This window comes from Hungatella sp. L36 (genome assembly GCF_014288035.1).
Map to the genome: position 1 here is coordinate 45,849 of NZ_JACOPC010000017.1, position 22,555 is coordinate 68,403.

Below are 22,555 nucleotides of genomic sequence, written 5' to 3' on the forward strand. Positions count from 1 at the left end.
CTCACTTTACTTTCCATTCCCTTCCGGCTGCGGTCCGATGCGAAACCGGTATGTCGTCCTTGAGGCAAACACCGTGTTCTTTCTTACAATACAGTCCGGAAAATGGCTGCAGTTGACTGCATTGGGGAATCCCTGTGTTTCGAAGCATATACCCGCATATTTCTCATAGCGTACACCGCCTTTACAGGCGAGGCTGCCGTCAAAGTGATTCCCCGTATATATCTGAATCCCCGGCTGGTCTGTATAGACCTCCATCCATCTTCCGCTCTTTTCATGCCATAGCTCCGCTGCTTTCCGGTAGCCCCAGCCGCGCAGCACATAGTTATCATCAAGGCCTAACGTTTCGTTCAGCACCTCGCCTAACGTTCTCCGGTTGGTGAAGTCCAGGTTCGTTCCGGCTACCTTCCGGATCTCTCCGGTTGGAATCCTGTCTGAGGTTACCGGCGTATAGAAATCAGCCATTATTCTCATCTCATGGTTAAAAACAGTTGCATCCTTCCCTCCGGACAGGTTAAAATAAACATGATTGGTCAGGTTCACCGGAGTATCCTCTTCCGGTATGAGCCGGTAACGAATATCGAGTGCATCATCGGCCGTCACACGGTAGGTGACTTCAAGCGAGACACTGCCCGGAAACCCATCTGCTGCGGAATCCTTCCAGTACAGCGTAACCCAGTCGTCTCCGCCAGCTGCTATATGAAAATTCTTCGATGCGTAGCCCGCGCTTCCGCTGTGAAGACAATTGCCCCGGTCGTTGCGTTCAAGCCAGTACCCCCGGCCGTTCACATGGAATTCACCGCCCTTGATCCGGTTCGCCACCCGGCCTATAACAGCCGCGCTGCAGGATGGATTCCTTCTGTATTCTTCCAGCGTATCCTGTCCCAGCACCAGATCATCCATATTCCCATTCTCATCCGGAACCTTCAGATTCTTAATGACAGCACCGTAAGTAATGATATGGGCCGCCATTCCGGATTCGTTCGCAATCACCACTTCCTGAACATCGGTACAATCCGGAAGTGTTCCCATTCTCCTGATCTTCATTTCACGTTCTTCTCCATCCTGCCGTTATGCCTGCCGCGGCCGTTATGGCCAGCAGTAAAAAAGCTATAATCAAAAATCCCTCTTTTATCCCGTACACACTGGCCAGGACTCCGCCCAGCAGGCTGCCGCTCAGACTGCCCAGCCCCATCTGGACAAACGCCAGCGTGCTCTGCCCCTGGGATATCTTTCCCGGCACCACCATGCGGTTGATATAAGTGACGCAGACAAAGTAGCACACCATATACGAAGGTCCCTGCAAAAGCTGCGCCGCCGCCATAAGCGCTACGTTCCCGGCGGACAACAATATAAGTCTTAAGGCCATGCAGCCTACAGCCGCAGTCAGCAGCACGGTTTCCTTATACCGGCGTGACAGCCTGTGAATCAGCAGCAAAACCGGAATCTCACTGAGCGCCGAGATACAGTTCAGCACGCCCAGAAGCGACTGGCTGTATCCCAGCTCCAGCAGGTATACCCCCAGAAAGGCCGAATAGTAGTTGATTCCAAACTGCATGGCAAAGGCGAAGAGAAGGATCAGGTAAATTTCCTTCGATTGGAATGTTGGACCTTTCCCTGCCTTTTTTACGGTTTGATCAGCTTCCGGACCTCGTCTTTCCTGCTCCTGCGCTTTCAAAGTTTTTCTGTCCTTTGGCAGTGTCAGGCAGAGCAGTGTAAACAACAGAAAGCATGCACTGTTTCCATAAAACATGAGGTTCATATGTTTTTTCAAGTAGAATCCCATACCCAAAACGATAGCTGCATAACTGACCGTCCCACACATTCTGACCCATGCAAAGTTGATTCCTTTTTCTTCCGCCTGACTCACCACCAATGCGTCACAGATCGGAAGCACAGCACTGTTAAATAAAGCATAGCAGGTTACCGCTCCCAGGATTTCACCAAAGGAACCCGTCCCGGGAAAGAGCAGAACTGCCGCAGCACAGCACAGATTCAGCAGAATCAGGACACGGCGCCGTCTTCCTGTCCGGTCTGCCAGTGCCGCCCATAGAGGCTGTACCGTCAGAGACGCAATCGGAAGGAGTGCTGAAAGAATTCCGATCTGCATGGAATCCATCCCTTTCTGTGAAAAATACATCGTAATAAAAGGCAGATACAGAGATGCTGTAATCCAGTACATCCCGTTAATCAGGTACAGATTCAGCCCTTTCATGGCGTTCCTCGCTTTTTAGTAAGTAAACTTTATTTACTAACCTCGGTAAACTATATTCTGTTGTCATTATATATCCTGTTATTTTTATATGGGGGGTTTTGCAAAATCGAGGGCGGAAACATCATTTTTATCATTCTGCCTCGGCAAGAAGGGTATTTTTGATTATCTTATAATATTTTTGACTGACGGGGATCCATTCCTCTTTCCCCTCCAGACGTATCCGGTACATCTCCAGCTGCCGGACGTAGTTTGAATTAATCAGGTAGCTCTTATGACAGTGAAGAAAATACGGCGGCAGCCGCTTCAGCAGGTCATCCAGCTTCCCATAAGCCCGTATCTCTTCTTCCCATGTCTTTACGCTGAGCTGATGCCCCCTGCTCTCCACATACAGAATCTTCTGGTATGGGATCCGGTAGATCTTCCCTTTCGTCACCAGTGTCAGGCACCGCTTGTACTCCTGCTGCGCCATCTGTTCCAGGCGGAGAATGGTTCTTTGGAAATCATCCTGATCCAGGGGAAAGAAAAGCAGAGAGTCCGGCTGCAGTTCGAATAAATGCTCCGGCCATTCCAGCCGGTCAATCACCAGAACAAGCTTTAAATGATGAATTCTATTTTTGCATGCTCTTGCAAGCCCTGCTCCCGTATCCTTCTGGCGCACCAGATTTACAATCAGAATATCCACATCCTCGTCCACTTCTTCTAAGTAAAAGAGCAGCTGGTCTTCTGCCGTAAACGTATGTAAGGTCCTGTGCTCCGCCGTTTCTCCGGCCGGAAACGAATCTCCCAGTCCAGCGAACCGTCTTTCCGGATCATACAGTATAATTTTTCCCATCCTGTTCAACCATCTTTCGTATCTCGTCTGCACATGGAAAGCACAGATCCTCATGAATCGCCGCATCCGCTTCCATGACCGCCTTGTAATATCGGTTTACTGAATCATTCGCTGAAATAATAATATACTTACGCCTGATCTGCTTTACCGCATCCTCAAAAGTCCGCGCCTCGTTTGTTTCCAGCCGGTCTTTGATCTGCATGTAATACAGAATCAGATGTTCACGCTTCTCTCCCGGAACCAGTTCTTCCAAAAGCTCTCCTATCCTGTCCCTGTGCTTTGCTCCGTAGCGGAAATAACGATGCAGCACTTCATCATCCCGTTTTCTTCGTTCTTCCTTATCCGGAATATAAAACCCCAATATTCTCTTCATAAATACACCCCTGTATAATTATAGATCTGTCAATGTATTCTCAGAATATCAGCTATTTAATTTTGTGTCAACAGCTCACATATTATATATTTTATCTGATTGCACTATATTTATAAGTAAATATTACTTTTAAATATTTTACTTCTAATTAATGCATTTTCTTAGGATAAAATTTGTATACCAGAAAAACAGAAGGGTGGATGTTGGGAATTTTAATTTCACAGATTTAAAACTTCCATAAAAACAAAAATGCTTTGCGGAAATCTTTCGATTTACCGCAAAGCATCACAATTCCATTTTTTCTTTCTATTTACTTTATCCTATCCCGGCCACATTTCCTCTAATCCTGCCCCTCATACCGGTTCTGCCTTTCAAATCCTCATTTAGTCAGCCTTTAGCAGCCGCTTATACGTCTGTTCGACGCCAAACGCTCCCAGCGGCGCAGTGATCAGAATCGCAAGCACCGCCACCGTAAGAACAATCTTGCCGCAGCCCAGTCCCATAGCCAGAGGCACCCCGCCGATCGCAGCCTGGACCGTCGCCTTCGGCATATAAGCAATCATGCAGAAAAGCCGTTCCTTCCGGTTTATATCCGTCCCCAGCAGACAGAAAAAAACGCCCGCCATACGGAAAATCAAAACGCCGAAAATCAAAATTACGGCCGCGGCTCCTGCCTTCATCGCATAGCTGATGTCTACGGTTGCTCCCACCAGAACAAACAGCAATACTTCAGCGGCCACCCACAGCTTGGAGTATTTGACGGAAAGACGGGCCGCCGCCTCATACCGTTTTTTCTGCAGGGCGATGCCGATGCTCATAACTGCCAGCAGACCTGAAAAAGGCACATATCCCTTCAAACGGTTCTCCAGTTCAATCATCAGAAATGAGATGCTTAAGAGGATCACCACCTTGGCAGAATCCCGGATATGAACCTTCTGGAAGAACAGTGCCAGAAGGATCCCGGCCAGTCCGCCGGCCGCGATACCCGTTCCAATGGAAACCGGAATCGACAGGATGCTGGCCGGTGAAAATGTTCCGCCCTGCGCCAGCCCGGTAAACGCAGTAAACAGAACAATGACAAACACATCATCTACCGATGCTCCGGCAAGAATCAACTGCGGGATGCTCTTTTTAACTCCGTATCCTTTCTCCATCAGATTCAGCATTTTGGGAACGATCACGGCCGGAGACACAGCTCCCACCACAGCTCCCATGATGGCCGCGTCCAGTACGGAGATTCCCAGAAGCCGCGGCGCCAAAAGAATCATTCCCATTATTTCAAAACAGGCCGGTACAAAGCACATGAGCACGGCCGGGCGCCCTACCTTTTTTAAATCCTGAATGTCCAGGGACAGACCGGCGCGCGTCAGGATAATGATCAGCGCAATCTGACGCAAATCCGCCGAAATACCCAGAATAGATCCATCCAGCATGTTTAAGGCATATGGCCCCAATATCATGCCCGTCACCAGCATTCCCAGCAGCCCGGGAAGCCTGATTTTCTGAAATGCCCGGCTGAGCAGCATTCCCAGAAGAAAAACCAGTGATAAACTTGTAAGCATACGTTGCAACCTCCGAATTCCTGTATTTTGTTTCCGCCCGCAGCACTGCAAAATGGCTGCCCCTCAGGGCGTGTTTGACCTGCAGGACGGACACAAAAAAAGCTGGTGACTCCTGCACAATGCAGAAGCCATCAGCTGTCATAAGCGGTTCTGGTAAATATTACACTACCATGGGAGACCTCATTCCCGGGTAACAGTATAGCAGACAGAGGCCGGAAATGCAAGTGGATTATCAAACACTATCTCTTCATCATCGCAATCTCTGACTCCGGCAGCACTGCCCCGCCGGCGGTATCAATCTCGGGGCAGCGTTCCATCAGAATGGCCTGCAGTGCTCTGCCTGCTTCCTTGGAGGTTTCCGCCCAAATGTTCTTTTTATCCGCAGTGATCAGATTTATCGTCAGATAATGCGCCTGTTTTATGGAATTGCCTACTTTCACATTATAGACATTGTCCGTTAAGTACGCACCTGTGATCCGGCTGACTTTTAATACGCCAAGGCTGCCGCTGTTGTAAAGCGCAATATAATCCCTGGTAAGTATGCCGCTTTTCTGACCTGCTGTTACTGCCTTTATCTTTCCCAGAAGATTAACGATCAGACTGTCCGGCTCTACAGCCTGGTTATCAAACTCACGCATCTCGCCCTCGCTGCAGCCACCTGCCGCAGCAATTCTGCTGATCCATTCTTCCATGCTTCTTCTCATATCCTTTGTCACAAGAAAGAGGATCCCTCCGAAAAACAGCGTCACGATCAGAAAGAAGATTCCAATCACAATCCCAACCTTCATGGTCTCATCATCCCCTGACTGCATAAATTCCAGAGTCTTCCTGACGGACCAGATCAGCCCTGCGAGACCTCCTGCCATAAAAAGCCCCATAATAATACAGCCGGTCCTGCCGCGGCTTCCCATGCTTTTCTTGTATGCTTTAAAAACGGATCTCTCCGGGTAATTCTTCTTTATGTATTCCTCATTCATACGCTTAATATAATCTTCCATTTTCTTTTGCCTCCTTATCTCCTGCCGAAGGCATTCCCCGCGGAAATGCCGTATATTGTCATGAATTTTCCTCCAGGCCGCCGTTCATTACGGCCTTGTCGCGGAGTCCCATCTTCTTTGCAAGCTCAGGATTAATAGCCTGATACTGCGAAATAACCTGATTCGCTGTTTTCTGGTTCATGGAGAAGCTGTGTTCCCTGCCGTCTCTGGTAAGACATACCAGTTCCTGAACGGAACTTCTCCCAACGCTTCTCACCTGATACCACGCCCTGGTTATCTCTTCGTTAGACAGTATCTCCGGTTTATCGTATGCCCCGTAGGTAAAATACCGCCCGACCCAGAAGCGGCCGGCCAGCTTTTCCGCGCTCTGGAAATCAGCTTCCAGATAATCCCTGGTTACCTCCGGATGGCTGTCTAAAAATGACTGGATACTCTCTATGTGGCCTTTCTTGAGCAGCCGGGACAAAATAAAGAGTCCCATGCACATAAGGACAGCGCCCAAAGCAGTCGTCATCATGGCGCTGCCCGGCGTCTGGTTGTCCAGCAGTCCATCCCACAGGTAGTAATTCTCGCCGCTGCCCTCCAGCTCGTAGTAATCCAGAGCTCTCTGGTAATACTTTTCACCTTCATCCTTCATTCGTTTCATGGTTCCGGTAATGGTGCTTCCCTGAGGCGGCGCCTCGCGGACCCCATTCAAATAATCCCAGGTTTCATCCATAATCCGTTCCAGCTCTTCACTTCTCGAAACGGAGGACCGCACCGGTATGGCTCCCAGCTCCTCATCCAGGATGAGATAATAGGTATCGGACTTCGTCCTGATTCCACTGCGCGTCTTGTAGGTTTCCATAAATGAGTCCAGTACATATTGAACATGAAGCGTCACATATTCATTTTTAACCTGTTCGGTGTTATAAACTTCATTCAGCGGCAGCGGCCCGCGGATATATTTGATCAGATAGCTCCCAATGATCATCACAATCCCCAGACCAAGGGCCGTTATAATCAGTCCGATCGGAGCGGTAGACTTAACAACGCCTTTCTTCAGTTCCTTTTCCAACAGGCTGTTCCTGCCATGGTTCTGTTCCATACTTCATTTCCTCCTGCGCTTGTACTTTTAGATTCTATATGTTAATGCTATACTCTGTCGTACAAATATTCTATTCAAGTATAACAGATATTCCGGACTCTGCTGTTTATCCTGTCTGAAATGATTGATTTTGTGTTTAAAAGTATTTTCCCGATTCTTCTCCAGAACAAAGAGTCCGGCGCGAGGTGCGCATCCTGCCCAGATGGCTTTTTATGTGATAGGAGCAATTTTCCATTACATGAAAAAAGCGGCAAAAGAACTCACACGCTCTCCTGCCGCCTTGACAATTCACTTGAAATCTCCAATTAACATTCTACGATAAACGCTTCTCCCGCTTCCTCACCGAAGCTGACCAGTCTCTCCTTAAGCGCGTTCTTTATCTCTTCATACGCCCGGTCATCGACGAGATTCACCTTTTCCAACGGGTCATTGACCAGATCAAACAGATACTTTTCCTTATAAACCGGGCTTCCGCTCTCCTTCCATGGATCGCGGTCCGGGGCGTGAACCACGTATTTATACCGGTTTGTGCGCAGTGCGCGGCCCACAAAGCTCTCACTGATCTGGATATAGACTGCCTCCTCCCAGTCAGGATTACACGCCTCAAAAAGCGGCCGCCCCTGGAGTCCCAGAAGCTCTGTATCGAATCCGGCGGCAGACAGAATCGTCTTCGGTAGGTCTAAAAGGCTTACCACCTTCTCCTCCCGCTTTCCCTTTTCAAATTCAGCCCCTTTGATCAGCAGCGGAACGTGTATGGTTCCCTCGAAGCTGTTGCGTTTATAGTCATCATATCCGCCTTCCGCCACCTCATCTGCGTGGGTGCGGAAATGGCAGCCGTGGTCACTGCCGTATATCACCATGGTATCCTCGTAGATCCCCCTCTCCTTCAGCGCATCCACGACGCGGCCGAAATTCCGGTCGAGGGCGTGGCAGCAGCCAAGATAATCGGGGTAGAACCGTTCCCAGTCTCCCTTCCCCGGCTCCAGATCCGAGGGCGGGACAAATCCGGCGAACTGCTCCCGGCTTCCGTCCGGCCCCTCGTAATCGGCCCGGTCATTCTGGTGATGCGGTTCGATATGGGAAACCATCAGGAAAAATGGTTTCTCATCTTCATACTCCTCAATATAGCGCACCGCGTAATCCGTCAGACAGTCGGTCCGGTATCCGGTAAACTCCAGCTTATTTCCGTCCTTGTCAAAGATATATCCGCCGTATCCGTGGGAGGTGAATTCCAGCACATCGGCCGCCATCCAGTAGTCGTCGTAACCGCCGCGCCTCTCGGCCGGCACCGGAACCGTCTCATAATGGTTCTCATCTTCATCGGATGCCAGATGCCATTTCCCCACGTAAGCCACCCGGTATCCGGCTTCCCGCAGATATTTAGCCAGCGTCTTCTGGCCGGGCGGCAGGGAAACCGCATTGCGGTAGCAGCCGGTCTGTGTCGGATACAGTCCCGTCTGGAGCATGGCTCTGGCCGGTCCGCAGACTGGCTGGGGCGTAAAAGCATTGGCAAAATTCACCGCGTCCCCGCAGGCAAACTGATCCAGCCTGGGCGATACGGGAAGCGGCTGGCCGTTGCAGCCCAGCGTATCCGCCCGCTGCTGGTCGGAAAAGAAAAATACAATGTTCTGTCTCTGTTTCATAAACTGCCTCCTATTCTTTCACCGCACCGGCCGTCAGACCGGCAATCATATATTTCTGAAGGAAAATAAAGATCACGAGAATCGGAACTGCGGCTCCCACGGCGGCGGCCATAACGCGGCCCCAGTCGTAGTTGTATTCCCCCAGGTACGTCATGGCAATACCGGAGGCCAGCGTCCGCATCTCCGTCTTATTCACCAGCGTTAAGCCCCACAGGAAATCTTCCCAGGAAATCAGGAAGGAATACAGGCCCACAGCCAGGATTCCCGGCTTAACCAGCGGGAGTATCACCTGCACCAGGGTTCTCCCCTTGGAACAGCCGTCGATGTAAGCCGCCTCCTCCAGGGACTTGGAAATCGTATCAAAAAAGCCTTTCAAAATCCATACCGACATGGGCAGCGCATTGGTGGAGCAGGCCAGAACCAGCGCCGTATACGTATTTAACAGGCCCAGACGAAAATACATGTTGTAAAGAGCGATTAGAAGCGTCATGGCCGGAAACATCTGCGTGGAGAGAAACAGCATCATCACGAACTTGTCGCCTTTAAACCGGTACCGGGAAAATGCATAGGCTGCCAGCACTGCCAGCGTCAGCGTCACCAGTGTGGTAATTCCCGAGACGATAATATTATTTTTATAGAAAATCAGGAATTTTCCGTCGGTTAAAATCCCCTTGTAATTGGCCAGCGTGGCGTTTACCGGCAGAAACTGGGGCGGCAGACGCAGAATCGCTTCATTGGGCTTTAAGGATGTGAGCAGCATCCAGTAAATAGGGAATACGAAGCAGATCGTGGCGGCCAGAATCGCCGCATACATAAGAATTTTCCGATAAGTTTTCTTCTTCATTTGCCCACCTCCTAATATTCCACTTCTTTGGAAGAAAGAACCCTGTTATAAACCGTAGAGAAGATTACCAGGAACACGAGCCAGCAGACACCGATGGCCGCGCCCTTGCCCAGATTGAAGCCCGAAAATGCCGTCTCATACGTATACAGGGGCAGCGTAGTGGTCGCGCGGACCGGACCGCCTCCTGTCATGGTGAAGAACAGAACGAACATCTGGAAATTCGACACGATGGACGTCAGCGTCACCGTTTTCACAACCGGCATGATGCACGGCACTGTGATACACCAGAACTTCTGTGCTCCGGTGGCTCCGTCGATCTCCGCCGCCTCTTTTAAGTCCTCCGGCACGGTCTGCAGTCCGGAGAGAAGCATGATCATCATCAGCGGCATCTGTTTCCACACCGCCGAAATGATAACGCCCAGCATGGCCGTCTTCGGGCTTCCCAGGACGCTGTAATCCCCCAGGCCCAGAAGGTAATTGACAATGCCGTACTGCGGCTGAAAGATAAACATCCAGGTGACCGCCACCACCAGCGACGGGATCGTCCACGGAAGGAATAAAAGGCTTCTGAACACCTTTCTCCCTCTGAGGCTTCCGCTATTCAGCAGCAGTGCCACCCCCAGACCTATAAAAAACTGGGCGATGACCGTCCCGCACACATAGACCAGCGTTCTCCCGAAGGTCCTGATAAACTCCGCGTCGGTAAAGACCGCTTTATAATTGGAAAAATTATTCCATTTAATATTGCTCATATCCAGCAGATTGTAATGAAAGAAGCTCATTCCAACCACGACAAATACCGGGATGATGATGGTGACTGTCAGCATCGCCAGAGCGGGTACCAGAAGCATCACCATGAACCAGTTGATTTTTTTCTTTTTTCGCGTTATTTCACCCATAATACAACCTCCAATAGATACAAAGGGAGCGGATGCAGGATGATCTGCAGCCGCTCCTGATTGCTACGGTGACTCGTGCGCAGTGCGGGCGAGTGATCGTTCAGACTGATGAGTTCAGTTCCATTCTTACTGTCCGTACATTTCTTTGATCGTCTTATTGGTTTCTTCCAGTACGGTTTTAATATCCTCATTATTGACAACGATCCGTTCGATCGCCTTTGTCACCTCATTCATGGCATTGTCAAACATCGCGTTGGTAGCCGGAAGCGGGCTGGCCGTCTCAGACTGTTTGTTAAATACTTCCATGAAGTAATCTTCGTTCATCTCCGGAAGAGTCGCTATGGATTTTCTTGCGGAAAGCACTGCGTTGGATTTGTGGTATTTCACCATGGCATCCTTGCCGATTAAATATTCCACCAGGCGGACTGCTGCTTCTTTATGCTCTGATTTTGCAAATACGCCCAGCTGATGCTCTGTATACACCGTCTCACTGCGTCCGGTCTTTCCTATCGGAATCACGGCGATTCCCATCTTCTTGTCAAAATCCTCTCCCAGTCCGCTGCTGCTTCTAAATGCGCTGCGTCCCATGTCGCCGTCGAAGATGATGCCGATCTGGCCTGATGCAAATAAACCTCTTAAATCCTTGATTTCCAGACCTGCCGGAATTACTTTTTCATCCACCAGCTGTTTGGTCCACGTGAGCGCTTCCACATTGCCTTCGTTATTTAAATCAACGCTTCCGCTGTCGTCAACAAAGTGACCGCCGTATGCATAGAAAATGCCGTTATATACGGTACCGGTGTGGGCTACCTTGCCGGTTGGGATTCCCAGGCCATAGAGTGTATTGCCTGCATCGTCTTTTCCGAGCTTAGCAATGGCCCTCGCCGCTTCCGTCATCTCTTCCCAGGTTGCCGGCGCTTTTTCCGGGTCTAAACCGGCTTTGGTAAATAAGTCCTTATTGTAATACATGGCGATCGGATGCGGCGCCCAGGATAATGCCTTTACCTTTCCGCCATACGTCGTTCCCGATAAATAGCCGGGATAAATATCGTCCAGCACATCTCCGGAGGCCAGATCATCCAGTTCTGCCAGGATTCCCGCTCCGTTAAATGCGCTCATCATCTGCGAATTTCCCATGATGACATCGGCGGCATTGCCGGAGGTTCCTGCGATTAAGACCTGATCCTTATACTGGTTGAACGGGATCGCCTGGGACTCCACCTTGATGTCGGGATTGGCCGCCATGAAATCATTCAGAAGCTCTTTGAAAATATCTGAAGTGGCTTCCTCCGCCTCCAGCCAGTTGCTCATGGTGATCGTCACCTGTTCTCCCGATGCGGCTTCCCCTTTCGTCTCTTCCTTTTTCGTCTCCGCCGGTGCGGCAGTCGTCGTCTCCTTCGGCGCGGCGGTGGTGGCTGATGTGCTGTTACCTCCGCAGCCACTTAAGGCTAACCCACTGACCATTACAGCTGACAGTACAACAGCAAGCGTTTTTTTCATAAAAAAATCCTCCTTTTTTCTATTTCAGTTTGCTTCATTCCGCTTAACTTTTATACTCTCATTATAACAGAGGCTGATCAAAAGAGAAGGGACCCAAAATTTGGTTTTAGTGCTGTTTTTATAGTTTTTAAGTTTATTACGCATGATTATTGTGCACTTTATCTCTCCCCATTGGGTGTGACTCCGTATTTCTCCTTATAGATTCGTGCAAAATGCTTTGTGCTGCTGTATCCTACCATTTCCGCGATATTCACGATTTTTAAATCTGTATTTAAAATCAGCTTTCTCGCCTTTTCCATGCGTAAGTCCGTTACGTAGTCGATATACTTTTTCCCCGTCTGTTTTTTAAACAGCGTGGAAAAGTAGGCCGTGTTCATGTGAACCACCTGGCTGACCTCCTCCAGGCTGATGTTGCGGTAAAAATTATTTTCTATGTACTGCACCGCCCTGCCGATGCTTCCGCTCTCCTCCGGCACCGTCCCCTTCTCTTCCTTCGTCTCCGCCTGTTCTCTGATCCCCAGGAGGCGCGAAGTGCAGTCTGTCAGTTCAAAACGGTTGACCGGCTTTAAAATGTATTCCCGCACTCCGCACCGGATCGCCGTTCTGGCATACTCAAAATCCCGGTACGCACTGATCACCACATACTGGGTCGTAATTCCCGCGGCCAGCGCCTTCTCGATCATGGCCAGCCCGTCCAACACCGGCATGCGGATATCCGTGATGACCGCGTCCGGATTCCACACAGCCATGGTCTTATATCCCTCCATGCCGTCACCGCACTCCCGCACCTCGATATCCCCGTAGAAATTCTCCAGAATCTTTCTGATTCCCTGTCGTATGATCGCCTCATCGTCACAGATCAAAATCTTTATCATCGTCCTCTTCCCCCTCTTTTCGCAGCGGAATTCTCAGTGAAACAATGGTTCCAATGCCATTTCCCGAGCGCAGCGTCACCTGGCTGTTTCCCCCAAACAGAAGCTTCAGGCGCCTGCTTAAATTCCGCAGCGCAAAACAATCCATAGTCTCTTCCTGGTTGTCCGGCATTAACAGTTCCCTGATTCTGGCGATGCGCTCTGCCGGAACCGCCATACCGTCGTTAAAAATCCTGATTACGAGGAACCCACGCCGCTTTAAAACGGAAACCAGCAGGCGCTTGTGCTCCGGCGTATCCTCGAAACCGTGTTTAAATGCATTTTCCACCAGCGGCTGCATGGTCAGTCTCGGTATCTTTTCCGCCATGCACTCCTCATCTATCGCGTATTCCACGAGAAAACGGTCCGGGAAACGGATTTTCTGTATCGTCACGAAATTCCGCACATTCTCGACCTCTTCTCTGACCGCCACGAGGGTGGACGGCTCCATGGAATAGCGCATCATCATGGAAAATGCCTGTGCCATATCCACAATCTCATAATTATCCCGAATCAGCGCCAGCATGGAGATGCTCTCCAGCGTATTATAGATAAAATGAGGGTTAATCTGGCTCTGAAGCGCCTTAAGGGTAGCCTGCTGGCTTTCAATTTTGACCAGATACTCGCTTTCAATCAGGCGCTTCATATCCTTTACCATGGTATTTAAGCTCTGTACCAGTTCTCCGATCTCATCGGGATGATCATCGCAGACGACCACGTCTAAATTTCCTGTGGCGATCTCCCTCGTCGCATCCCGCAGCGTGATGATTCTCCTGGAAAACCAGTCCGCCAGCAGCTTGTCGATGAGATAGATCAGGATAATGAGGACTACCATGCCGATCAGGAAATAAATCAGGGCCGCGCCGTAGCCTCTCTGCAGTTCCTTTAACTGAAGCCGGAACTCCACGTCCTGACCAAGGGCCGAGGAATAGGAGTACACCGGGACGAAATGGCCGCCTTCCTTATAGGCGTCGGAGATAATCTCGTTTCCACTGCAGATGATCTCATCCCCGCTGCCCTCCACCAGATCGTAAAAAGGCTGAATCATCTTCTGTTTATCCAGCTCCACATAGACCAGCCCCTGTACCTCTCCGTTTTTGACGCTGACTATATTGGACGCCAGAATCCAGACCGGCCTCCCGTCCTGCAGGGAATCTCCGTCCTCCCGGACAAAGGCTGTATCCCCCGCCAGCAGCGCCTCAAACCAGGGCGCACCGGCGCAGGCCGCCGATAGATCCTTGTCGGAAAAGTCTCTGGAAAACGTCTTATCGGCCCCCTTAATGTAGATGGATATCGCGCCTGTTCGTCTCCCCACAGTGCTCATATTGGTCAGGCGGTTCCTGATAAAATCCCTTAAATCCAGCCTTTCCTTATAGGTTCCCGTCACGTAATCATCGATGGCATTCTGTACATTGATGTCCGTTACCATCAGATTCATGCCCTCCTGTGCCTGTGCGAAATACGAATCCAGTTCTTCCACCGTCTTGTCTAAAAGCATCTGAGACTGGCGTTTTGAATTCTCCACGCTGACATTTATGAACACGAAAAAAACGATGGCAAATATTATCATAATCGGTATAATTGCCACCAGCCAAGTCGATAAAGTAAGTTTTTTCTGAATGGACGCGTTACGGTAGCGTTCCATTTTCCAGACTTTTTTCATATTTCCCCAATCCAGTTTTTTGCCAGTTCTTATTTATTCTTTAATGGATTCTATTATAGCATCCCGGACTGGAAATGACAATTTCCCCTGTTCTTCCGGTATCACGCGCTTCGGCCTCCGCATAAAATGATATATCTATGAGAAAGCAGGTGAAGCCACATGGCACACGTATCGAATCAGGCACAGCTGGCCGCCGCGCTGTGCCGTCAGGAACCCTCCATACAGATAACCGCTGATTTCCCCCTCACTTCCCAGCTGAATATCCTGTATGATGTTGCGATAGAAAGTCTTGCGCCGTATTCCCTTCATACGCTGTTCAAGGATCCGGGCTATGACGGCTTTCTGTTCCAGATCTTCGGAGGCGGCGCCCTCCGGCTTGCAAACATCACCCTCGACGGTCGTTCGGAGGACCATGATCCGGCTTCCGTGCTGGCGCGTTCCCTCATCTGCGTGACGGACGGCTCCCTCTGTCTGGATACGCAGTCCGTATTAAAAAATAACAGATCCTACAGCGACGGCGGCGGAGTCCGGATCTGCGGCGGCATATGCTGTACGAACCGCTTTGAAATGATCGGCAGCGCAAGGATCACCGGCTGTTCCACCCGGGCAAACGGCGGCGGGGCAGCGGTCTCCTTAAGCAGTCCCGACGACTGCATCTCCATCTCAGACCAGGCCATGATCGACCACAATTCGGCGCTGAACGGAGGCGGACTCAGTTTCACTTCCGAAATCCCCTGCCTCGGCGGCACCCTGGCTGTCATGGAACAGGCACGGATCACGGACAATGTTTCGCATTTTACAGGCGGAGGCATCTCATTTTCGGGATACCGGCCGGGAGACAGCGCGCCCTCGCTTCTCGTGCTGGATGGATCAGTCGTTCTTTCCGGGAATACCGCCGTTCACGGAGGCGCCGTCTTCTTTTACGGAGCAAACTGCGGAGACCGTATGATCGTGACGGACGGCGTCACAATTGCCGCCAATACGGCCGCAGGGACGGGGGGCGGCATCTGCTATCTGGCGCCCACCGCGGGAACGGACCTCCTGATCACCGAATCTGCTGTCAGCGGCAATACTGCGGGGACCGGAGGCGGCATCTATCTGCTCATGAATTTCGGCGGAGCCGTGACGTTTCTTGAGAGCCGCCTGTCTGACAATACGGCGCAAAGCGGCGAATCCGGGTCCGGCGGCGGGCTGTGGTTTAAGAACACCGCCGCTGACCTGCCTGCCGTCATAACGTTAAACGGGACCGAGATAAGCCATAACACGGCCTCCTCCCGCGGAGGCGGTATTGCCGCTTCCGGGCAGTCACGCCTCACCTTCTTAAGCGGGTCTGTCCATGACAACCGTTCCTCCCGCTACGGCGGAGGCGTCTGGCTCCGTGACCGGAGTGTATTTGCCATGAACGGCGGTGAAATCCTGGATAACCATGCCGTCTACGGCGGCGGCTTCTACAACGATCCCGGCGCGGCCCTGCTGATCACCGGCGGCACCGTCAGCCGAAACAGCTCGGACGCGGGAGGCGGCATCTATAACGCAGAGCAGTCCAGCGTCACCCTCTCCTCCACCGGGGATTTCGGCGGTGAGAGCACGAATACCGCCGCCCTGTACGCACCGGGCATCTACAACAGCGGAGAGCTCCGGGCCGAAAACACACGGGTCATCACAAACGGTGTCTATCTCTCCTCGCGAAACTCCATCGTCAGGATCGTAGGGCCGCTGGCCACCGGTTCCAGGATTCAGATCGACGGCTCCGGCTATGTAAGCCCCAACGACGCCGGCATTCCCATCGTAATTGCCGAGGCGGCTCCTCCCTACCGGCAGCTGACCGAGACGGACCGGGAATCGTTTTTAAAGCCGCCCTCCGGCTTTGATGGATGGGAAATACGGCTGAGCGGCGATTTGACCCAGGTTCTGCTGGCGCCGCCGGGGCCTGGTGCAGGCGAATAAGGCGGATGGGGTATGCTGGCTGCAGCATATCCCATCCGCCTTTGTTTGTTTCCTTATCTATTTCTTCCTCACCGGATAACACACCTCCGTCACCATTTTCTCCGGATCCGATGTGTCGTGGGGGCTGACGTGGTAGATGCAGAACGAAGCACCATCGTACTCGTAACCATTGTCGTGAATCCAGCGGGCTACCGCCTCGTTGACTCTGCTAATCTGTGCATAGCTTCCCTGGTAGGTAGCGGAAGCGATCTGCACAGACGGCACAGTCTTAAATTTCACATGCTCCGTGTCCTTATATGTTCCCGCAACAGAAATCTGAATCTCCACATCCACATCCTGCTCCTTGTAACCTTCATCGTGGAAGATAGCCAATCCATACACCGGGGATGCCATCTGCAGATTCTGACTGCCCGTCTCTCCATGGAGAATCCCCCATAAAATATGCTCCTGGTCGTAAGCCGGAATCACTTTTCTGACACTTGCGACATACCTCTCCGGCAGAGTTTTTAACGTTACCTGATAATCCATCATATTTCCATCCTTCCTGATCCATTCGATGGTGTTATCAAGAAGCTGCAGCTTCGTACCGATGTCGCCCAGCTGGTCCTCCAGCTCTTTCTTCTTAACCCGGAGAAACTTTTCCATTTCCTCCGGTCCGCCGCAGCAGTTTAAGATTTCGCGGATAACCGTCAGGCCAAATCCCATGGATTTCAGGCTCTGGATCTGCCCCGCCACGGAGAGCTGGTCCTCCCCGTAATACCGGTAACCGGTGGCGGGATCGACTACTCTTGGTTCCATAAGGCCGATTTCATCATAATGGCGCAGCATACGGATACTGATTCTCGACAGCTTTGAAAAATCACCAATCTTTAACATTTTGTCACCTCACATATATGTGTTTTTGAGCTCAATATCACTATAGACCGTACCACAGTGTGAGAGTCAAGCGCGGATTGAAATATTTTTTTCAGCACTACAGCATTTCCCCCATATACCGCTTCAGCGGGCTAATCCCGGGATCATACAGAAGCTCCACTGCATTTAGAATATCCTCTTTTAATGCCGCCTTTAATCCATCAGCAGCCTCATTCCTCAGGCAAACCGGTTCCTCTCCCCCGGTTTCTGCCCAAAGCGCCACATCCTCCAGCTCAAAGGGCCCGTTCCGGAAATGCCCCAGCAGGCATCCTCTAAACGCACCATCAATCAGCAGATATCCCAGCACATCGTATTCCGGGTGTGTAAATGTATCCTTCAGCCAATGCTCATTGGACTTCACCAGAAAATCATTTTTGTGGAGAATAAAAACGGAATGTTTCTCCGTTTCCTTTGGTGCATTCTCCACTGTATCAGACGGATCCCCCTCCAGCAGCTGTAAGTCCTCTCTGCGGACGTATCCCCCTTCATACGGCGCCAGCGTTCCATTTGTTACCAGCCGTTCCAGCACGCCTTTTATTTCCTTTAATGGAAGCCTGTAGAAGGACCTCACCATGGCCGCGTCAATCCAGACATTCAGCCACACAAACCGCCTTACCAGTTCCTCTTCCGCCTCCTCCTTCGTATACCGTTCCAGATTCACATCGGGAAACTCAGATTCGAACGGATACCAGGCGCGATCCCATTCGCTGTCCGCCTGATCTTCGAATACGAGGAATTTCTCCTGCAGGCGGTGCAGGGCGGGCGTGATCTCCTTCGTCAGCATACCCGTGAACTCCTTCATCACATGGATCGTCATCGGGCCTTCCCGGTTCAGAAGTTCACAGAGTTCCAGCTCCGTGTCCGTAAGAGGCTTGTCCTTCCGGTAGACAGCCGCGAACAGCTCCAGTTCGTCCGCATAAATGTAGGCAATATTACCGTTCTGGAATCTTCCCTTCATAATAGTACGGCTTCCCCTCATCTTATAGCAGTACTTCCTGTCGTCAAATGCCGCGCGGTATAAAAGCTCCGGCGGAGAACCCGGACAGCTCCAGTATACGCAGAGTACGGGAGACATCTGCTTAAACAGCACTCCATATTCCTTCTTCCCGGCAGGCTTTGTGAAATGCTGGCGTTCCAGACGCAGCTTTAAATATGTATTTCTATTCAACTGAACATACCTCCATATCATTTTATCCTGATTGCGCATTTTACGAAATGTTTATTCGTTGTGCATTCACTACGCACTTTCACCATGTGAGTTCCCGTTTACGCAGAAATACTCATACAGAAACGGGAACTCTCCCTATATCACTGATCCGCTGACCTCTCTTCGTTGTCCTGGTACCACTCCATATTCTTCCTGTTGATCCATTCCGTGGAAACGTCCATCGCCGCCCGGCACGCGTTGGTCTGATCCAGCGCATTCAGCATGACAAAATCATGGATGATCGCCTGGAAACGCAGCGCCGTCACTGACACGCCTGCCGCCCGCAGCTTTTCGGCATAGGCCTCACCCTCGTCTCTCAGCACATCCGCCTGGCCGTTTAAGATCATGGCCTGCGGAAGATCGGTAAGGTGATCGGTACATGCCCTTAACGGGGATGCGGTGATTTGGTTTCTGCAGCATTCCGATGTGGTGTACTGATCCCAGAACCACATCATACCCGCCCGGTATAAGTAGTAGCACTCCGCAAACTCACAGTACGACGCCGTATCGAAACAGGCGTTGGTCACGGGATAATAGAGAAGCTGCTTGTGGATGGCCGGCCCCCTTCTGTATTTGGAGAACAGCGTCATGGCGATCGCCATATTACCGCCCACGCTGTCTCCGGCCACGGTCAATGTATTGGCATTCAGCCTTCTTCCCATCTGTTCAAACAGCTGGGGCAGCTGGCAGAGTACGCTGTAGCACTGCTCAATGGCAGTCGGGTAACACGCCTCGGGAGACCGGGTGTATTCCGGAAAAATGACCGTACAGCCGGTCCTGGCGGCCAGCTCTCTCACCAGCTTCTCATGCGTATGGAAACTCCCGAATACCCATCCGGCCCCGTGAATATAGAAAATCACATTTTCTGCAAATTCACTGTTTATCGGTGTTACCCGGTATACGGGAATGCTTCCCCAATGGCCTGTCTCGACCATGGAAGCCTCCACCTGGGCCGGATACATGTAGACCGGCGCGTCCTGGGCCTTCTCCAGCACCCGGCGTCCCTCTTCCGGCGGCAGTTCAAAAATCAGCGGCGGAACTGAATTCTCAATACAGACAGTCTCCGCCGCCGGTTCCAACAGTACTCTTCGATTCATAGATTTCTCCCATCTGATATGATGTTCTAATGGCATCCTATTCAGAAAAGCAGAATCTGGACCTTAAAAATTATGCCGTCAAAGCTGACCCGCATAATTCCATGATACTTATCCACAACCTTCTCCACGGAGGAGAGACCAATCCCCACTCCGCTGTGTTTTGTGGAGTAATACTTCCCTTCCTTTAAAATCACATCCCGCTGATATGTATTCTGAATCTGAAGGACCAGCTGTTTCCCTCTCATTTCCGCCTGAATCTCCACATGACCGGCGCCGTCCTCCATACCGTTGCACGCCTCCAGCGCGTTCTCTAAAAGATTGCCGAAAATGATGCACAAATCCATATCGGAAACATCCGGTATCTCCGAAAGATTCGCGCTGATATCCAGCCGGATCCCGGCTGCCTCCGCTGCCGCCGCGTAATGGCGCAGAATGACATCGGCAATATGGTTCCGGCAGATGGAAATCTCTTTTCCCTCTATATACTCCGGAATCAGCTCTTTTACATATTCCTTCAGCCCTTTTATATCCTCCGCCTCCACAAATCCGTTGATGGACAGGAGATGGTGCCGCCAGTCATGCTTGAGCCGCGACGTTTTTTCGATGCTCTCCAGAAGTTTACCGTACTGCTCCTTCTGCAGCGTGAGCTGGGCCGAAACCGTTTCCGCCTGCTGTACCGCCGTAATTCCCTTGTACGCCTGAATTAACATCTGCAGCGTCACGTAAAAGAATGCATAGGTGGCAAACGACCAGAGAATCACGAAAACCACGTCACCCGGCCCCGTATGGACCCCGGTTATCCAGTAATCATTGACAATTTTCACATAGAATATCAAGTACGTCAGCGCCGGAATAATCCAGATATAGTTCCAGAAAGAAAGTGACAGCCGAAAATCAATCACCTGCTTATACAGCTTTGCCATTAAAAGCCACAAAAGAGGCGTATAGGCCGCCAAAACGGCCAGCACCAGCACCATCTTCGTCGTCTCCGCCGCGGAATCCAGGTTCAGCAGATTCCCGATCACCTTTGCAATCGCCACAATATTCACATATAAATTCAGCGTCACCAGCACTATAAAAAGGATTTCAAAGGCGCTGCCCTTTATCACAATCCGGAATACCACCACCGACACCAGAAGCCACAGACAGATTCCATAAATGTTATATTCCCGCAGCGGCGATCCCGGAACGAGAAACAGGATGGTAACTGCCGCGGTCACCGTTATATCAAACAAAAACAGTGCAGCCGACCTCCAGTAACCCAGCCGCAGCCGCGATTTGAATGAGAAAAACAGGAAAAATGCGAATACGCAGCAGCAGCACATCACCCGCAGCGTAATGCATGCCATATCCACCAGCGTCATACTCATCTGCGCGCGATCCTCACTTTCCGCAGCCTGCCCTTAATTGCTTTTTCCTGAAGCTTTTCCAGTACCTCCTGACCTTTACCGTTTAGAATCTCCACGTATGTCAGGCTTTCCCTGATGTCGATAATACCGATATCTTCCGCCTCAATCCCATCGATGTTGCAGATTGTACCCACAATGTCCACTGCGCGCATCTTGGATTTTCTGCCGCCTCCGATTGAAAGACGCGTGATTCCAACGTTTAAGGCGGCTCCCTTTTGCGCTTTCGGGGCCCGTCTCTCCCTCTGCCGCGCCCAAAAGGCCTTCGTCATCTCCTCATCCGGTTCGGGGCATGAAGTCACCGGAAGTTCGCGCCCCATATAGGCTTCCACCATATGAAGCATCCGCTCCTCGTTCTCGCACAGGAGACTTACGGCTCTCCCCTTTTCTCCGTTTCTTCCCGTCCGGCCGATGCGGTGTACGTAGGTCTCACGGCCGCCCGGGAAATCATAATTCACCACGAGATCGATCTTATCGAAATCAATCCCCCTGGCCGCAACATCGGTTGCGATCAGATAGCGGAATCCGCCTCTCCGAAAAGCGTCCACTGTTTTTAAACGCTCCCTCTGCTCCATTTCTCCATGAATCATCCCACAGAATATCCGGTCTCTCTTAAGCTTCTGAAGGAGCACATTTACCATCTCTCTGGTTCCGCAGAATATCATGCAGCTCTCCGGGTTTTCCAGAATCAGAACCCGTTTCAGCAGGTCGTATTTCTCTTCCTGGTCCGTGCGGTATACCGCCTGGGAGATCGCGGGCTCCTCTTCCTCTGTATCCGCCTCCGGGGCAATCATGACGGCGTCCGCCATATACTCATCCACCAGGAGCCGCACCTTCTCATCCAGTGTAGCTGAGAACAGAAGAACCGTTCCGCCTTTCGGCAGAAGAGCCATGATCTGTTTCACCTCGTCCAGGAAACCCATGTCCAGCATGAGATCCGCCTCGTCGATGACCAGATACCGGATGCCGGTGAGTTTTAAACAGTCCCTCTGAATCAGATCCATGACGCGGCCCGGAGTTCCCACGACAATGTGAGACTTCTGTTTGATCGTGCGTATCTGCTTATCAATCGGAAAGCCGCCAAAGACCGCCGGGACCTTCAGACGTTTGCCTCGTCCTATGTGAAACAGCTCGCTGCTCACCTGGACCGCCAGTTCCCTGCTGGGCTCCAGCACCAGCGCCTGCGGCAGATTCTCTTCCCAGACAATCTTTTCACAGAGCGGAATACCGAATGCCGCCGTCTTTCCCGTCCCCGTCCTGGACCGCGCCACCACATTCTTTCCTTCCAGAACCGCAGGGATCACTTCCCGTTGTATCTCCGTTGGTTCGTGATACCCCAGGAGCTCCAATGCACGGACGATCTCCTGAGAAAGGGCGTACGAAAGGAATCCGTTGGGGGACACCTGATCTGTATTTGATGCTGTTTCTTCATTATTACATGTCATCTCTATTTCCAAAC

Annotated in this window: 19 protein-coding genes and 1 riboswitch; of the genes, 1 reads left to right on the forward strand and 18 read right to left on the reverse strand. The window is 51.3% G+C overall.

The window, feature by feature from the left end:
- Positions 1–6 precede the first annotated feature (6 nt).
- From H8S80_RS28065 to H8S80_RS28125, 13 genes are all read right to left on the reverse strand, one after another.
- Positions 7–1,044 carry an aldose epimerase family protein gene (locus H8S80_RS28065; RefSeq protein ID WP_117630564.1) on the reverse strand — a complete coding sequence of 346 codons (1,038 nt, stop codon included), beginning with the start codon at positions 1,042–1,044 and terminating at the stop codon, positions 7–9.
- A 1-nt stretch (position 1,045) separates the two neighbouring features.
- Entirely contained in the window at positions 1,046–2,212 is a 1,167-nt protein-coding gene (locus tag H8S80_RS28070; RefSeq protein ID WP_117630563.1) for an MFS transporter, read from the reverse strand.
- A gap of 130 nt (positions 2,213–2,342) precedes the next feature.
- Complete coding sequence (locus H8S80_RS28075) at positions 2,343–3,044, reverse strand: LytR/AlgR family response regulator transcription factor (RefSeq protein ID WP_117630562.1); 702 nt, start codon at positions 3,042–3,044, stop codon at positions 2,343–2,345.
- A complete protein-coding gene (locus H8S80_RS28080; protein ID WP_117630561.1) occupies positions 3,022–3,417 on the reverse strand; it encodes a hypothetical protein in 396 nt (131 codons plus the stop codon). Before H8S80_RS28080 ends, H8S80_RS28075 begins: the two co-directional genes overlap by 23 nt.
- Positions 3,418–3,800: 383 nt before the next feature.
- Complete coding sequence (locus tag H8S80_RS28085) at positions 3,801–4,979, reverse strand: cation:proton antiporter (protein WP_002604943.1); 1,179 nt, start codon at positions 4,977–4,979, stop codon at positions 3,801–3,803.
- 115 nt (positions 4,980–5,094) lie between these two features.
- A riboswitch (Fluoride riboswitch) is annotated at positions 5,095–5,176 on the reverse strand.
- 42 nt (positions 5,177–5,218) lie between these two features.
- Positions 5,219–5,977 (reverse strand): hypothetical protein, encoded by a 759-nt coding sequence (locus tag H8S80_RS28090; RefSeq protein WP_029467173.1) that lies wholly within the window; start codon positions 5,975–5,977, stop codon positions 5,219–5,221.
- Positions 5,978–6,035: 58 nt separating this feature from the next.
- Positions 6,036–7,064: a DUF6709 family protein gene (locus H8S80_RS28095; protein ID WP_117630560.1), complete on the reverse strand. Its 1,029-nt coding sequence runs from the start codon at positions 7,062–7,064 to the stop codon at positions 6,036–6,038.
- Between the two features lie 305 nt (positions 7,065–7,369).
- Positions 7,370–8,707, reverse strand: coding sequence for a sulfatase family protein (locus H8S80_RS28100; RefSeq protein ID WP_117630559.1), 1,338 nt, complete (start codon positions 8,705–8,707; stop codon positions 7,370–7,372).
- A gap of 10 nt (positions 8,708–8,717) precedes the next feature.
- Positions 8,718–9,551, reverse strand: coding sequence for a carbohydrate ABC transporter permease (locus H8S80_RS28105; protein WP_002604948.1), 834 nt, complete (start codon positions 9,549–9,551; stop codon positions 8,718–8,720).
- An 11-nt stretch (positions 9,552–9,562) separates the two neighbouring features.
- Positions 9,563–10,450 carry a carbohydrate ABC transporter permease gene (locus tag H8S80_RS28110; protein ID WP_002604949.1) on the reverse strand — a complete coding sequence of 296 codons (888 nt, stop codon included), beginning with the start codon at positions 10,448–10,450 and terminating at the stop codon, positions 9,563–9,565.
- A 126-nt stretch (positions 10,451–10,576) separates the two neighbouring features.
- Positions 10,577–11,950, reverse strand: a complete 1,374-nt coding sequence (locus H8S80_RS28115) for an ABC transporter substrate-binding protein (RefSeq protein WP_117630558.1) — start codon at positions 11,948–11,950, stop codon at positions 10,577–10,579.
- A 158-nt stretch (positions 11,951–12,108) separates the two neighbouring features.
- A complete protein-coding gene (locus H8S80_RS28120) occupies positions 12,109–12,825 on the reverse strand; it encodes a response regulator transcription factor (protein WP_025531541.1) in 717 nt (238 codons plus the stop codon).
- Positions 12,803–14,524, reverse strand: coding sequence for a sensor histidine kinase (locus H8S80_RS28125; RefSeq protein ID WP_117630557.1), 1,722 nt, complete (start codon positions 14,522–14,524; stop codon positions 12,803–12,805). The genes H8S80_RS28120 and H8S80_RS28125 overlap by 23 nt, the downstream gene beginning before the upstream one ends.
- Before the next feature lie 159 nt (positions 14,525–14,683).
- Here H8S80_RS28125 and H8S80_RS28130 point away from each other — a divergent pair, with 159 nt between their 5' ends.
- Positions 14,684–16,471: a hypothetical protein gene (locus H8S80_RS28130; protein WP_117630556.1), complete on the forward strand. Its 1,788-nt coding sequence runs from the start codon at positions 14,684–14,686 to the stop codon at positions 16,469–16,471.
- 57 nt (positions 16,472–16,528) lie between these two features.
- Here the strand turns inward: H8S80_RS28130 and H8S80_RS28135 are convergent, their stop codons facing one another.
- The 5 genes from H8S80_RS28135 to H8S80_RS28155 form a co-directional block, all read right to left on the reverse strand.
- Positions 16,529–17,347, reverse strand: a complete 819-nt coding sequence (locus H8S80_RS28135) for a MerR family transcriptional regulator (RefSeq protein ID WP_117630555.1) — start codon at positions 17,345–17,347, stop codon at positions 16,529–16,531.
- A gap of 97 nt (positions 17,348–17,444) precedes the next feature.
- Entirely contained in the window at positions 17,445–18,554 is a 1,110-nt protein-coding gene (locus H8S80_RS28140; RefSeq protein ID WP_117630554.1) for a DNA glycosylase AlkZ-like family protein, read from the reverse strand.
- Between the two features lie 140 nt (positions 18,555–18,694).
- Positions 18,695–19,690, reverse strand: a complete 996-nt coding sequence (locus tag H8S80_RS28145) for an alpha/beta hydrolase (RefSeq protein ID WP_025530032.1) — start codon at positions 19,688–19,690, stop codon at positions 18,695–18,697.
- A 41-nt stretch (positions 19,691–19,731) separates the two neighbouring features.
- Positions 19,732–21,060 (reverse strand): sensor histidine kinase, encoded by a 1,329-nt coding sequence (locus H8S80_RS28150; protein ID WP_117630553.1) that lies wholly within the window; start codon positions 21,058–21,060, stop codon positions 19,732–19,734.
- Positions 21,057–22,541 (reverse strand): DEAD/DEAH box helicase, encoded by a 1,485-nt coding sequence (locus H8S80_RS28155; RefSeq protein ID WP_207729899.1) that lies wholly within the window; start codon positions 22,539–22,541, stop codon positions 21,057–21,059. Before H8S80_RS28155 ends, H8S80_RS28150 begins: the two co-directional genes overlap by 4 nt.
- Between the last annotated feature and the right edge of the window lie 14 nt (positions 22,542–22,555).